Origin of the sequence: Mesorhizobium koreense (assembly GCF_031656215.1) — a bacterium.
In the GTDB taxonomy this organism is placed as follows: Bacteria; Pseudomonadota; Alphaproteobacteria; order Rhizobiales; family Rhizobiaceae; genus Mesorhizobium_L; species Mesorhizobium_L koreense.
On the sequence record NZ_CP134228.1, the window covers coordinates 2,366,386 to 2,380,187 of the forward strand.

At 61.9% G+C, this 13,802-nt stretch carries 18 protein-coding genes; 8 read left to right on the top strand and 10 right to left on the bottom strand.

The genetic code is table 11. From position 1 onward, the window contains the following. Nucleotides 1–6 precede the first annotated feature (6 nt). The 6 genes from RBH77_RS11190 (at nt 7) to RBH77_RS11215 (ending at nt 4,589) form a co-directional block, all read left to right on the top strand. Nucleotides 7–321 (top strand): DUF6665 family protein, encoded by a 315-nt coding sequence (locus RBH77_RS11190; protein ID WP_311032247.1) that lies wholly within the window; start codon nt 7–9, stop codon nt 319–321. A 411-nt stretch (nt 322–732) separates the two neighbouring features. After that, nucleotides 733–1,233, top strand: a complete 501-nt coding sequence (gene petA, locus RBH77_RS11195) for a ubiquinol-cytochrome c reductase iron-sulfur subunit (RefSeq protein WP_371832875.1) — start codon at nt 733–735, stop codon at nt 1,231–1,233. A 12-nt stretch (nt 1,234–1,245) separates the two neighbouring features. Next, entirely contained in the window at nt 1,246–2,547 is a 1,302-nt protein-coding gene (locus RBH77_RS11200) for a cytochrome b (protein WP_311032249.1), read from the top strand. 20 nt (nt 2,548–2,567) lie between these two features. Next, nucleotides 2,568–3,425, top strand: a complete 858-nt coding sequence (locus tag RBH77_RS11205; protein ID WP_371832858.1) for a cytochrome c1 — start codon at nt 2,568–2,570, stop codon at nt 3,423–3,425. Nucleotides 3,426–3,559: 134 nt separating this feature from the next. Continuing rightward, entirely contained in the window at nt 3,560–3,976 is a 417-nt protein-coding gene (locus RBH77_RS11210; RefSeq protein ID WP_311032250.1) for a GFA family protein, read from the top strand. 67 nt (nt 3,977–4,043) lie between these two features. Then, nucleotides 4,044–4,589, top strand: a complete 546-nt coding sequence (locus RBH77_RS11215; protein ID WP_311032251.1) for an adenine phosphoribosyltransferase — start codon at nt 4,044–4,046, stop codon at nt 4,587–4,589. Between the two features lie 9 nt (nt 4,590–4,598). On the opposite strand, the gene RBH77_RS11220 is transcribed toward RBH77_RS11215, so the two are convergent. The 3 genes from RBH77_RS11220 to RBH77_RS11230 are packed head-to-tail and all read right to left on the bottom strand — an operon-like array spanning nt 4,599 to nt 5,893. Next, a complete protein-coding gene (locus RBH77_RS11220) occupies nt 4,599–4,943 on the bottom strand; it encodes an ASCH domain-containing protein (RefSeq protein ID WP_311032252.1) in 345 nt (114 codons plus the stop codon). A gap of 15 nt (nt 4,944–4,958) precedes the next feature. Then, entirely contained in the window at nt 4,959–5,429 is a 471-nt protein-coding gene (locus RBH77_RS11225; protein ID WP_311032254.1) for a MaoC family dehydratase, read from the bottom strand. Beyond that, nucleotides 5,426–5,893 (bottom strand): MaoC family dehydratase, encoded by a 468-nt coding sequence (locus RBH77_RS11230; RefSeq protein ID WP_311032255.1) that lies wholly within the window; start codon nt 5,891–5,893, stop codon nt 5,426–5,428. Before RBH77_RS11230 ends, RBH77_RS11225 begins: the two co-directional genes overlap by 4 nt. Before the next feature lie 230 nt (nt 5,894–6,123). On the opposite strand from RBH77_RS11230, the gene RBH77_RS11235 reads away from it, so the two are divergent. Next, a complete protein-coding gene (locus RBH77_RS11235; protein WP_311032256.1) occupies nt 6,124–6,339 on the top strand; it encodes a YgaP family membrane protein in 216 nt (71 codons plus the stop codon). Nucleotides 6,340–6,485: 146 nt separating this feature from the next. Next, a complete protein-coding gene (locus RBH77_RS11240; protein WP_311032257.1) occupies nt 6,486–6,923 on the top strand; it encodes a CopD family copper resistance protein in 438 nt (145 codons plus the stop codon). Between the two features lie 60 nt (nt 6,924–6,983). Here RBH77_RS11240 and ychF read toward each other — a convergent pair whose 3' ends face one another. The 7 genes from ychF to pgeF form a co-directional block, all read right to left on the bottom strand. After that, nucleotides 6,984–8,087: a redox-regulated ATPase YchF gene (gene ychF / locus RBH77_RS11245; RefSeq protein WP_311032258.1), complete on the bottom strand. Its 1,104-nt coding sequence runs from the start codon at nt 8,085–8,087 to the stop codon at nt 6,984–6,986. A gap of 105 nt (nt 8,088–8,192) precedes the next feature. Next, on the bottom strand, nt 8,193–8,924 hold the full coding sequence (gene pth / locus RBH77_RS11250) for an aminoacyl-tRNA hydrolase (protein ID WP_311032259.1): 732 nt from the start codon (nt 8,922–8,924) through the stop codon (nt 8,193–8,195). Nucleotides 8,925–8,949: 25 nt separating this feature from the next. Beyond that, the gene (locus RBH77_RS11255) at nt 8,950–9,600 is read right to left on the bottom strand and encodes a 50S ribosomal protein L25/general stress protein Ctc (RefSeq protein WP_311032260.1); all 651 of its coding nucleotides are present in this window, start codon (nt 9,598–9,600) and stop codon (nt 8,950–8,952) included. Nucleotides 9,601–9,831: 231 nt separating this feature from the next. After that, a complete protein-coding gene (locus tag RBH77_RS11260) occupies nt 9,832–10,764 on the bottom strand; it encodes a ribose-phosphate pyrophosphokinase (RefSeq protein ID WP_311032261.1) in 933 nt (310 codons plus the stop codon). A gap of 119 nt (nt 10,765–10,883) precedes the next feature. After that, a complete protein-coding gene (locus RBH77_RS11265; protein ID WP_371832859.1) occupies nt 10,884–11,438 on the bottom strand; it encodes a hypothetical protein in 555 nt (184 codons plus the stop codon). Between the two features lie 60 nt (nt 11,439–11,498). Continuing rightward, complete coding sequence (locus RBH77_RS11270) at nt 11,499–12,650, bottom strand: M24 family metallopeptidase (RefSeq protein ID WP_311032263.1); 1,152 nt, start codon at nt 12,648–12,650, stop codon at nt 11,499–11,501. A gap of 5 nt (nt 12,651–12,655) precedes the next feature. Continuing rightward, a complete protein-coding gene (pgeF, locus tag RBH77_RS11275; RefSeq protein ID WP_311032264.1) occupies nt 12,656–13,450 on the bottom strand; it encodes a peptidoglycan editing factor PgeF in 795 nt (264 codons plus the stop codon). Nucleotides 13,451–13,802 lie beyond the last annotated feature (352 nt).

A 13,802-nucleotide genomic window follows, 5' to 3' on the forward strand; every position in this document is an offset into this window, starting at 1 on the left:
GACCGGATGAGCCTGCGCCTACCCGGACAGAATTCCACGCCTGCGTCCGGCCAGACCGGCGTCGATGTCCTCGATTACGAATTGATGGCCGAGAAGGCCGCCTCGCTCGGCCGTGCCGGCTATTATGCCGAGCAGCATCTCAATCTGTTGCGCAACTATCAGGGCGATGCGGATGGCCGCGCCGTTCTGCTCAAGAAGACGGTCGAGGCTGTCTATGCCTGGTTCATCCAGCGGGAACTATGCGGATTAAGGCGCCACGACAGCCTGATCCGGGAATATGCGATTCCCAAAGAAGTGCTGGTGAGACTAGGAGCGAAATAGCGGCCGACGGGAAGAACAGACCGAGTCGGTCAAGCTTGTTGGGGACAAGCTGACGACAAGCTCGGTTCAGCGCTTTTCGATCGGTGGCTCTGTTCCCCTGCGATCGCATCAGTTCCTGCATATTCGCTACCTTTCGGGACGTTTGACCGGCGCCCGCGACAATCTGCCCTCCCGTACCGCAGGCGTCTGGACAAGCGTGGCACGGACGCATAGAAACTTCGCCAATTGCCGGGGGAATCCGTCCGGCCCGAGGGGTATTGCCTCAAGGCCGACAAGGCTTTGACAGGTGTTCTGGGCAGGTTTTCGCCGGCGGGATCGATTCGAAAGGATTCTGGACCCGTGAGCGCACACGAAGCGGCAAACGAAACGGTTGACGGCAACCGGCGGGACTTCCTCTACATCGCTACAGGCATGGCGGGCGTGGTCGGCGCGGCAAGCGTCGCGTGGCCCTTCATCGACCAGATGCAGCCTGACGCCTCGACGCTGGCGCTGGCGCAGGTGGAGGTCGATGTCTCTTCGTTGCAGAAGGGCGCTTCGCTCACCGTCAAGTGGCGCGGTAAGCCAGTTGTCATCCGCTACCGCAGCGACAAGGAACTGGAAGAAGGCAAGGCCGTAAAGCTTTCCGAGCTCAAGGATCCGATCGCCCGGAACGCCAATCTGCCGAGCGATGCGCCGGCGACCGATGCCAACCGCACCGTGCCGAAGAAAGAGGCATGGCTTGTGATGGTGGAGGTTTGCACGCATCTCGGCTGTATCCCGCTCGGCGAGCAGGGTGAGTTCGGCGGATGGTTCTGCCCGTGCCACGGCTCGCAATACGATACCGCCGGGCGCATCCGCAAAGGACCCGCGCCGGAGAACATGGCCATCCCGGTCTATGAATTCACGTCTGATACCGTGGTGCGGGTCGGGTAGGGGAGCAAGACGATGAGCGGAATGCAACACTCCACCTACACGCCGAAAACCGGCATCGGCCGTTGGGTCGATGCGCGCATGCCTCTGCCGAGGCTGATGTACGATTCATTCGTCGCCTATCCGGTCCCGCGCAACCTCAACTATGCTTATACGTTCGGCGGCATCCTTTCGCTGATGCTCGTCGCGCAGATCCTGACCGGCGTCGTGCTCGCCATGCACTACGCTGCGAATTCGGGTCTCGCTTTCAACTCCGTCGAAGGCATCATGCGCGACGTCAACAATGGTTGGCTCCTGCGCTACATGCACTCGACCGGCGCCTCGTTCTTCTTCATAGCGGTCTATATCCATATGTTCCGCGGCCTTTATTACGGCTCCTACAAGGCGCCGCGCGAACTGCTGTGGATCCTGGGCTGCATCATCTATCTCCTGATGATGGCAACCGCCTTCATGGGCTACGTCCTGCCCTGGGGGCAGATGAGCTTCTGGGGCGCCACCGTCATCACCGGCTTCTTCTCGGCCATTCCGCTCGTCGGAGACTGGATCCAGCAGCTTCTGATCGGCGGTTTCGCGGTCGGTAATCCGACGCTCAACCGCTTCTTCTCGCTGCACTACCTGCTGCCGTTCATGATCGCTGGCGTCGTCATCCTGCACATCTGGGCGCTGCACGTGGCGGGGCAAACGAACCCGACCGGCATCGAGGTGAAGTCGAAGGGCGACACGGTTCCGTTCTCGCCGCATGCGACGGTGAAGGACGGCTTCGCCATGATCGTCTTCCTGTTCATCTTCGCCTATTTCATCTTCTACATCCCGAACTTCCTTGGCCATGCCGACAACTACGTCGAGGCAAACCCGCTGAAGACGCCGTCGGAGATCGTGCCGGAATGGTACTTCCTGCCCTTCTACGCGATCCTGCGCGCCATCACCTTCAACATCGGGCCGATCAACTCCAAGCTCGGTGGCGTGCTCGTCATGTTCGGCTCGATCGTACTCCTGTTCATCGTGCCCTGGCTCGACACGTCCAAGGTGCGATCGGCGGTGTACCGCCCCTGGTACAAGCTGTTCTTCTGGATATTCATCGCCGACGTCGTCATGCTCGGCTGGATCGGCGCCAAACCGCCGGAAGGCATCTACCCGACGCTCGCGCTTCTTGGCGCCGTCTGGTACTACGTCCACTTCCTGATCATCCTGCCGGTTCTCGGCCTGATTGAGACACCCAAACGAATGCCCAATTCGATTACCGAAGCCGTTCTTGAAAAGAACGGAGGCTCGGCGCACCCCGCTGGCGCCGCAGCAGCACCGCAAACCAAAGGCTGATCCGGAAAGGATTTCGAGAAGTGAGAAAAATCCTTCACGGGTTGGCGACCCTCGCCATCGTTGCCGGCGGCACGGTCGTGGTGGCTGCGGCGCAGAACGGAAGTAGCGCCGAACCGACGCATTTCCCGCTTGAGCGGCCACAGGAAATGAGTTGGTCCTTCGCCGGGCCGTTCGGCACCTATGACAAGGCTCAGCTTCAGCGCGGGCTGAAAGTCTACAAGGAAGTGTGCTCGGCATGCCATTCGCTCAATCTCGTGGCGTTCCGCAGCCTTGAGGACCTCGGCTACAGCGAGGCGCAGGTGAAGGCCTTTGCCGCCGGATACCAGATCCATGACGGACCGAATGACGACGGCGAGATGTTCGATCGGCCGGGCAAGCCGTCGGATCATTTCCCCGCGCCGTTCCCGAACGAGCAGGCCGCCGCTGCTGCCAATGGCGGTGCGGCTCCGCCCGATCTTTCTTTGATCGCCAAGGCACGCGAGGTGCAGCGTGGCTTCCCCCGCTTCATCTTCGACATCTTCACCCAGTATGAGGAAGGCGGTCCGGACTACATCCATGCCTTCGTCACCGGCTTCGGCCAGAAGCCTCCGGCCGGTGTTACCATCCCCGAAGGCACCTACTATAACCCGCATTTCATCTCAGGCGTTTCGACCCATATGCCGCCGCCGCTGTCCGATGGGCAGGTGGCCTATGACGATGCGGCGCCGCAGACGGTCGACCAGTATTCCAAGGACGTCGCTGCCTTCCTGATGTGGGCCGCAGAGCCGCATCTCGAGGCGCGCAAGGAGACGGGCTTCCGCGTGATGATCTTCATCCTGCTCTTTGGCGTTCTCGTCTATCTGACGAAGCGCAAGGTGTGGGCGGACGTCGCGCACTGAGCTTGAGGGACCGGAAGAGGTTTGTGCAAGGGCGCCGTAAGGCGCCCTTTTGCATCGATCCCGCATTCCCGCCTTGACCGGCTTCGGCGAATGTCGATGCATGCGTACGGATCGACAAAGCGGGAGCCGGCCGGATGGATCGAGCGAACAAGACGAAGAACCTGACAGGCAGATGCCTGTGTGGGGCCGTCGGGTACATCGTGGCGGATGCCTTTCTTTATGCCGCCAACTGCCATTGCTCGAATTGCCGGCGAACGACCGGCTCGGCGTTCAAGCCATTTGCCGGGATCGAACGGCAAAAATTTCGTGTGACAAAGGGTGCGGACGATATCAAGCGCTTTGGTAACGAGCAGGCGCATGATGCACATTGTTCCGTCTGCGGCTCGCTGCTTTATTCCGTCGTGCGTGAGGGAGAATACGTGCACGTCGCGATGGGCACGCTTGTCGATGCGCCCTCTATCCGGCCCTCGGCGCATATCTTCGTCGGCTCCAAGGCGCCCTGGTTCACGATTACGGACGACTTGCCACAGCATGAAGGGCACGCCGCCTGACGTTCCATCAACGCTTTCCTTTGCCGTCGGCAGGCGCTACGACTTGCCGGCAAGCAATGGGGCCAGCATGAAACCTTCCCTCGAAGACACGCTCCTGTCGTCAATCCGGACGATCCCGGACTATCCGAGGCCCGGCATCCAGTTCCGCGACATCACGACACTGCTTGGTAACGCACGCGCCTTCCGCCGTACGGTCGATGAACTGGTGCATCCCTATGCCGGCTCGAAAATCGACAAGATCGCCGGTATCGAGGCGCGCGGCTTTATCCTTGGCGGCGCCGTCGCCCATCAGCTTTCGGCCGGCTTCATCCCGATCCGCAAGAAGGGCAAGCTGCCGCATGAGACGGTGCGCGTCGCCTACAGCCTCGAATATGGGCTGGATGAGATGGAGATGCACAAGGATGCCGTCACGGCGGGAGAGAAGGTAATCCTCGTCGACGATTTGATCGCCACTGGCGGCACGGCTGAAGGCGCGGTCAAACTGCTTCGTCAGATGGGAGCGGAGATCGTGGCGGCCTGTTTCGTCATCGATCTGCCGGCGCTCGGCGGCCGCGCCAAGCTGGAGGCGCTCGGCGTCGATGTGCGATGCCTCGTCGCCTTTGACGGCGAGTGAGGGCGCCTGTCAGTCGCTCTCGCCGGCCCGGGCGGCTTGTGTCTGTTGCGGGGTCAGATGCTCGACCACTTGCACTATGTCGTCGAGTTCGATGTCGGGATAATGTTCCCGCATCCCTGAAAGCATGATCGCATCCGGCCAGATATCCTGCTTTCCCACCAGCACAGCGGCTTGCGATAGCGGAACGTCCCTGCAACGTGTCACGAGGACGACGACTGTCTTTTCCGGGTCCCGGTCGCACACATAGCGCATTGTGCCGGGATGGATACGCGTTTCGCGCCAGCGGATCGTATGCGTCTTCTTACCGTTCAGAACCAGCGGATAGAGTCTGTCGGCGATCATGAGCGACTGCATGGCATTCTCCGGCAGCTATTCCGCTTTCACCAGAACCGCGCTCTCGAACTCGATGACCTTGTCGCCGGTTGAATCGAAAGCCTCGGCGCGAACGGTCATCAGCCGCCAGCCAGGTCTGGAAGCCAGCGGGCGGTGCCCGAGAACGGTCCGTTTGAAGGTGATCGTCTCACCCGCGTAGACGGGTTTCAGCCATTTCAGGTTCCTGAACCCGGGGGAGGGACCGAATTCGGGTTCAGGGTGGGAGCCGTCCGCGGCGTGCTCGCCGGCATTGTCGCGCGCCAGGACGTTGTAGCGCATCCATGTCGATGCCGTGTGCCAGCCCGACGCGCACAGCCGTCCGAAGACGCTTTTCTCGGCGCTCTTCTCGTCCATGTGGAAAGGTTGAGGGTCGAATTTTCGGGCGAAGGCCTTGATCTCCTCGGCTCCGAAACGGTGCGTGCCGAGCGTTATGGTCCGGCCGACGCCGAGGTGCTTGTCGAGTGTCATGCCGTCGCCTCCGGATTACGCAGCCGGAACATGCCGGTGTTTTCCAACTCCAGTACGATCTCGCCGCGCTGGTTTTCGAGTTCGCCCCGGCAGTTGGCGAAGCCAATGTCGGGCCGCGATTTCGAGCGTCTCTTCGTTGTGATGGTTGCACGGCCCGTCAGTACGTCGCCGGGGCGAACAGGCTTCTTCCAGCGCACATAGTCAATGCCGGGCGAGCCCTCGGAAGTCGATTGCAGGATGAAGGCTTCGCAGACCATGCGCATATAGATCGAACAGGTGTGCCAGCCCGATGCCGACAGGCCGCCGAGGATACCCGCCTTCCCCGCTGCTTCGTCGAGATGCATGGGTTGCGGATCGAATTCCTGCGCGAACTCCACGATCTCTTCGGCTGTAACGGTCTTCGATCCGAGATCGAGAACCAGGCCGATTTCGAGATTCTCATACGCCCATTTCTTGTCTGTCATCGCCGAATCCATTCATCCGAAAGAGGTAACTTGCCGTCTGCGAGGGAAGCCGGCAAGCTTCGGAAGGGGATATCGCCACTCACGAAATTTTGCCGGTGAACGGTCTTTCTCCAGAAAATGTTTGAGAGTAATATTGCGAACCGATCGGTTCGATCCCATATCGGCGGTTCGCCTGGCAATGAAAAATATGTGTCTAGCAGGCGCCGAAGTGCATATTCCGGAGAATCGAAATGTTTGAGCAAAATGTCGGCCTCAGCGATCGCGCCGTGCGCACCCTGTCGGGCCTTTTCCTTATAGGGTTGATCTTTCTGGCGCCTAATGCGCCGCTGCGCTGGTTCGGCTTGATCGGTGTCGTGCCGCTGATGAGCGGCGTATTCGGGATTTGCCCATTCTACAAGCTGATGGGCAAATCGACTTGCCCGATGAAGGACAAGGCCCGATCGTAGTCACGGATTGGCGATTGGCCGAGTTACGGCCAATCGCCAATTCGTTCCCTGGGATGCCCAAAAGCCATACAGGACTTTGTGTCGCGGAAACGTACGTTGCGCGGTGCTGCGGGCGGGCATAGTCATGGTCGCGGGAATTACGCGCCATGGGCTACTTCACACTCGTCACGCTGCATCTGTTCGCTGCCATCATGTTTGTCGGCACGGTCTTTTTCGAGGTGCTGATCCTCGAAGGCATCCGCAAACCAGTCGGGCGAGAGGTGATGCGGTCGGTCGAAACCGCCATAGGGCGGCGTGCCCGTCGCCTGATGCCGTTCGTGATACTGGTTCTCTACGCTGCCGGCATCAGCATGGCGTGGCAGTATCGCGATACCCTCGCGCATCCTCTCGACAGCAGCTTCGCGACGCTTTTGTGGATCAAGATCGTTCTGGCGGTGAGCGTGCTGGCCCATTTCATAACGGCCGTCACACTCGGCGCCCGAGGCAAGCTCAAGTCACGGCATTTCAAGCTCATTCATTTGAGCGTCTTCTGCCATGTAGTGCTCATCGTCTTTTTGGCGAAAGCAATGTTCTACATCACGTGATGAATGTGACGGGGACGCTCCCGGCCGGTCGACCAAAAATCGTTGGCGGCGGGAAGAAGATCAGACGTTGAACTTGAACAACATCACGTCGCCATCCTGAACGACGTATTCCTTGCCCTCGTCGCGGGCCTTGCCGGCCTCCTTCGCCGCCACCTCGCCGCCAAGGGCCACGTAATCCGCGTAGGCGATGGTCTGCGCCCGGATGAAACCGCGCTCGAAATCGGTATGAATGACACCCGCCGCCTGCGGTGCCTTCGCGCCCTTGTGGACGGTCCAGGCGCGGGTTTCCTTCGGCCCGGCCGTGAAGAAGGTAATCAGCTCCAGCAACTCGTAACCGGCACGGATCAGCCGGTCCAGGCCGGGCTCCTCCAGTCCCATCGACTCGAGGAATTCCTTTTGCTCCTCGTCCGGCAGTTGTGCGACTTCCGCCTCGATGGCGGCCGAGATGGTCACGGTTCGCGCGCCCTGTTCGCCAGCCATAGTCTCGACAGCTTTCGTGTGCGCGTTGCCGGCTGCAGCATCCGCCTCGGCGACGTTGCAGACGTAGAGAACGGGCTTCGACGTCAGAAGGCTCAGCCCGCGCAGGATATGCAGGTCCTCAGCTGCGATACCCTGAAGCATGAGCCGGACGGGCTTGCCGTCTTGGAGCAGCGCCAGCGCCTTCTCCATGACGGGCAGGACCGTGAGCGCTTCCTTGTCCTTGCCGGTGGCGCGTTTCCTGACCTGCTGGATGCGCCGATCGAGGCTATCGAGGTCGGCAAGCATGAGTTCGGTCTCGACGGTATCGGCATCGGCTACGGGGTCGATACGGCCCTCGACATGGGTGATATCATCGTCCTCGAAGCAGCGCAGCACATGGACGATGGCGTCTACTTCGCGGATATTGGCGAGGAACTGATTGCCGAGCCCTTCGCCCTTCGAGGCGCCGCGCACCAGACCGGCGATATCGACGAAGGAAATGCGGGTCGGGATGATCTCCTTCGATTTGGCGATCCCGGCGAGCTTTTGCAGCCGCTCGTCGGGCACCGCGACCTCACCCGTATTCGGCTCGATGGTGCAGAAGGGATAATTGGCCGCCTGTGCCGCAGCCGTGCGCGTCAGCGCGTTGAAGAGCGTCGACTTGCCGACATTGGGCAGGCCGACGATACCGCATTTGAAACCCATCTGTTCGTTATCCTATGGGGAAGCCAGAATTTGCTCAGGGCTATGGGCGAAGGGATCGACGATCGTCAAGTCCTTGGGTGTTCGAGCTCCGACCCGGCAGGGACATCAATCCTTCCCGAACAGCTTCTTCAGCATAGCGGCCATCGGGCCGGTTTCCGGCACGTTCACCGCAGGCTTTTGCGGCCGGGCTTGGCGGATGTGGCTTTGCGCCTTTGCGGGCTTCGGTGCTTTCGGGGGAGGGCGGTCGTGGTCACCGGTCGGCTGGAGTTTCTCGCGCAGGTCGAGCGTAACGCGGTTCATGAAGCTCGATCCGTCGTCCTTCACCAGAAGCGGCGCGTTATCGGCGATGGATGAGAGCAGCGGCTCCAGCCATTCGTCATCGGCCTTGGCGAAGTCGCCAAGCACATGGCCATGCACCATCGGCTTGGCGCCGGGATGGCCGATGCCGATGCGGACGCGGCGGTATTCCTTGCCGACATGCTGATCGATCGAGCGGATGCCGTTATGCCCGCCCGCGCCGCCGCCGGTCTTCACGCGCACTTTTCCGGGCGCGAGGTCGAGTTCGTCGTAGAAGACGATCAGGCTCGACGGGTCGAGCTTATAGAAGCGCATGGCCTCGCCGACCGACTGGCCGGAAAGGTTCATGAAGGTCTGCGGCTTCAAGAGAAGCGTCTTCTCGCCGGCCAGTGTACCTTCGGCGAGGAGGCCCTGGAACTTCTTCGACCAGGGCGAAAAGGAATGGCGGCGGGCAATCGCGTCCGCCGCCATGAAGCCGATATTGTGCCGGTTGCCGGCATGTTTCGGGCCCGGATTGCCGAGGCCTGCCAAAAGCAGCATCGACGCATCCTCCTCGGCGTAGAGGTTACTCCTCCTCGCCCTTTTCTTCTTCTTCAGCCGCTTCCTCAGCCGCCTCGACGCCTTCCTCGACAGGCTCCGGCTTCATTGCAGAGGAGCCGGCGACGGTGGCGATGGTGAAATCGCGATCGGCGATCACCGGGGTAACGCCTTCCGGCAGCTTCACGGCAGAGATGTGGAGCGAGTCGCCGATATCGGTGCCGTCGAGATCGAGCGTGATGGCATCCGGGATCGCGGTGGCGGGGCAGTGGAACTCCACCTCGTGGCGTACGACGTTGAGCACGCCGCCGCGCTTGATGCCCGGCGACTTTTCCTCGTTGATGAAATGCACCGGAACGAACACGGTCACGATCGTGTCCTTGCCGACGCGCAGGAAGTCCACATGCATCGGGAAGTCGCGGACCGGATCGAGCTGGTAGTCCTTGGGGAGGACCTGGATCTTGTCGCCGCCGACGTCGATCGTGGCGATGGTGGTCATGAAGCCGCCGCCATGGATCTTGTAATAGACGTCCTTGTAGGACAGCGCGATCGCCAGGGGAGGCTTCTTGTCGCCGTAAATGACGGCGGGTATCTTGCCGTTGCGCCGAACTTCACGGGCGGACCCCTTACCGACCCGTTCGCGCGCTTCGGCCTTGAGCTCGTAAGTGTCGTGGCTCATGGCTTTTCCTTTCGCGTTTTTGGAGCGTCTCCGGCCCGCCTTGCGGCATCGGCCGAAAACGTCGAAAGCACCCGCCCCGAAGGGAGCGTGATCTTTGCCGAACGAAATCGGGGATCACACGGCCAGGCCGCCTTCATCCGCGGTGCCTCCAAGGGTGTCTACGCGGACGCGCGTCTATACCGAATGCTGGGGGCCGGCGCAAGCGGATCGACAGCTTGCAGGTATCGTGCCTCAGTCGAAGAGGCTCGAAACGGATTCTTCGCTCGCGGTGCGCGAAATTGCTTCGCCGATCAGGTCGGCGATCGAGATGACGCGGATGTTGCGTGCCGCCTCCACCGACGATGTCGGCTGGATGGAATCGGTGATGACCAGTTCCTTCAGCTTGGAGCCGGTTATGCGCGCCACTGCGCCACCGGAGAGCACGCCATGGGTGATGTAGGCGGTCACGCTGGTGGCGCCGTTGGCAAGCAGCGCGTCGCCGGCGTTGCACAGCGTGCCGCCGGAATCGACGATGTCGTCGATCAGGAGGCAATCCTTGCCGCGCACGTCGCCGATGATGTTCATCACCTCCGATTCGCCCGGCCGCTCCCGCCTCTTGTCCACGATGGCAAGCTGGGCGTCGATGCGCTTGGCGAGCGCGCGGGCGCGCACCACGCCGCCGACGTCCGGCGAGACGACCATGACGTTCGGGAGCCTGTATTTCGCCTTGACGTCACGCGCCATCACGGGCACGGCGAAGAGGTTGTCGGTCGGGATGTCGAAGAAACCCTGGATCTGCCCGGCATGGAGGTCGAGCGTCAGCACTCGGTCGGCGCCGGCCTGGGTGATCAGGTTGGCGACCAGCTTCGCAGAGATCGGCGTGCGGCCCGAAGCGCGGCGATCCTGCCTGGCATAGCCGAAATAGGGGATCACCGCCGTGATGCGCCGGGCCGAGGAGCGGCGGAAGGCATCCATCATGATGAGCATTTCCATCAGATGGTCGTTAGCCGGGTAGGAGGTCGACTGCAGGACGAAGACATCTTCGCCGCGCACGTTCTCCTGGATTTCGACGAATATCTCCTGGTCCGCGAAACGCCGGACGCTTGCCTTGCCCAGGGATATGTTGAGGTAGCGGGCGACGGCCTCGGCCAACACCCGATTGGAGTTTCCCGCAAAAAGTTTCATGGATTGTCCCTGGGGGAGAGCCGATAGGAGCGCTTTTTAGCGCCCCATGCCGGTATTGCAAGCGCGTAGCGGCAAATCCTCGCTCTGTGCCATGATTGCCGTGGGAAAACGCGGTCGGCTCATGTCTTCTTGGCCGAAAGCCAGGTGACGAGCTGGTCGATCGTTTGGTCCGCGATCGCTTTCATCGTCTGGTCGGTAACGGCCGCAAAGCCCTCGCCCTTCGCGGTGGGCGCTTTCTGCTGGCCCTCGATGCGGTGCAGCCGGTTGCCGGCCGGATCGAGAACGTCCCAGACATAGATCACCGTCGTCTGGCTGTTGTCGGTCAGGGCCGAGAAATAGCCTTTCATCAAGAGCGTCGTGGAAGGATCGCTGGTGGGAACGATGGTCAGGCCGCGCGCTTTCGCCCGTGCCGACAACTCCTTCGAAAGCGGGGCGACCGATTCGGCCGTCGTTCCGACGATGGGCGCGAACTGCACGCGCTGGCTGGAAAGGTCACCAACCGGCGGGGTTGCCGCTGTGGTCTGGCCGGAAGGCGTGGTGCCCGGCGTCGTCGTGGAGCCGGCCGGGCTTTCGGCCGTGGGAGGCGCGGCGGTACCGAGGGTGGAAGCGGTATTGCAACCGGCAAGGGCCGCCGCCGCAATCAGCCCGGCGATTACAGGGAACAAGCGTCTCACGTAATCCTGACCCTCCGCACCGGGCTTCGTCTGTTCGCTTAGCCGTTTGACGCCGTTCATTCAACGTACGATCAGGTCGAGACCGTGGCGCGAGAGCGGTTTCGGAGCGTCCTCGGTGGTGAGATAGGTGCGGCCGAGCGTCATGGCGGTTTCGGTTTCGGAATCCATGATGATCATGTGGGCGAAAAGCGTCATGTCGGGCGCGATCGGCTCGGGATTGCCGGCATAGAACATCGGCATGTCCATCCAGGACGGGGTGAAGCGGGCGCCGAGCGAATAGCCGCAGGCGTTCAGCCGGTGCTTGGTGAGGCCGTGCGCCTCCATCACGCGCGCATGGGCGTCGAAGACGTCACCGAAAGTATTGCCGGGCGTCATCGCCTTCTCGACGGCAAGCAAGGTTTCACGCGCGGCGTCGAACAGTTCCTGATGGCGTTTCGAAACCTTGCCGATGAGGATCGTGCGCATCATCGCCGCGTGGTAATGATGGAAGACACCCGCCCATTCCAGCGTGAGCTGGTCGTTCTTGTTGAGCTTGCGGCGGCCGGCCTTGTAACGGCACAAAAGCGCGTCTGCTCCGGAACCGATGATGAACTCGTTGGCCGGGTAATCGCCGCCGCCGGCGAAAATGGTCCCTTGCATGGCGGCGAGGATGGCCGCCTCGTCGCCGCCCTGCTTGATGAGCGGGAGCGCCGCGTCGAGCGCGTCGTCTGCGAGCGCCGCCGCCTTCTCCGCCTTGGCGATTTCGGCGGGGCTCTTGAACAGCCTCAGATGCCCGATGATGCCGGACGCGTCGATGATCTGGCCGAAGGTCTGGAGCTGTTCGTCCACACGCTTCCCGTTATAGGCAGTCAGCCCGTGCGTATCGTATTCGACGCCGATGCGTCCGCCGAGCAGGTCGAGGTCGTTCAGGAGGTTACGCAGTTCCACTGCCGGGTTGGCGTCGACGCGGTCGGTCCACACGACGATGTTCTCGATGATGGAGGTGTGGCGCGCCTGGCGCAGATCCGCCGAGCGGGTCAGAAGCGTCATCGAACCGTCCGCCTGGACGATCAGACACTGGAAGAAGCAGAAGCCGAACGTGTCGTAGCCGGTCAGCCAGTACATGCTCTCCTGGGCAAAGAGCAGGATGGCATCCAGCTTCTTCTCCGCCATGTCGATCATCAGACGGTCGCGCCTTGCGTCGAACTCCGCGCGGTCGAAATGAAGCGCCATTTTATCTACCTCTCTTCCAGGACGATCGCCGAAATCTGCCGCCCGTAATCGGGTTCGCCCCGGTGGGTGGCACGGCGGTAGGAATAGAAATTCTCTTCTTCCGCATAGGTGCAGCGGTCGAGGAAATCCGCCTTTACTCCAGCGGCATTCAGCCGGTCCACCGTATAGCGGTTGAGATCGAACCATGCGTGGCCTGGCTTGGGCGAGGGCATGAAGTAGCGGTCGTTATCGGGCGACGCCTCCACGAAACGGGCGACGAATTCCGGGCCGACTTCATAATTGCGCCTGCTGATCGAGGGGCCGAGTTCCGCGACGATGTTCCCGCGCTTCGCTCCCAGCGTTTCCATGGCGGCGACGGTCGATTCGAGCACGCCGGTCAGCGCACCCTTCCATCCGGCATGCGCCGCACCGATCACGCGGGCTTCGGCATCGGCGAAAAGGACGGGCCCGCAATCCGCCGCCAGAACGCCGATGGCGCGACCCGGCGTCGCGGTCACCATGGCGTCGGCTTTCGGCCTCTCGGCTCCCCATGGTTCGGTGACGACAATGACATCCGCCGAATGGATCTGGTGGACGGAGACCAGCGAAGCGGTCGGAACGCCCATCCAGCGCGCTACGCGCGCGCGATTCTCCGTTACCGAGGCGCGTTCGTCGCCGGAGCCCATGCCTACATTCAGGCCGGCATAGAGGCCGTCGGAAACGCCGCCTTTGCGGGTGAAAAAGCCATGGCGGATGCCGGATCGCCGCGCGGCGTCCAGCCTCGCCGAGCGCAGTGGCTCCGGCCCGGTGTGGTCAAGCATTCGCGGCTATGCCCTCATGCTGCTGATGATTTGTGCGTCGGGCGCGGATGATTGCGAAGCGGGGAGGCGAAGTCAATGCGGGGGTTTGTTTTCGCTCGTACCCGTATCCGCCACTTGCGCGGCTGGGCTCCGCGGGGGCGCGCCATTAGGCGCGACGCCCGGTCGGGCTTTGGGGTATGCCTCTCCGTTTGAAGTTTATCGTTTGTAAAAATACTCCCCATCCTCCGCCCCTTCGCACCCCCCTCTGTCCTGCCGGACATCTCCCCCTCAAGGGGGGAGATTGAGCCGGCCGCACCGCCTGCACCCTTCCTGCAGCTTTAGAGATTGGCGAAGGCCGCGATGACAGCCGATC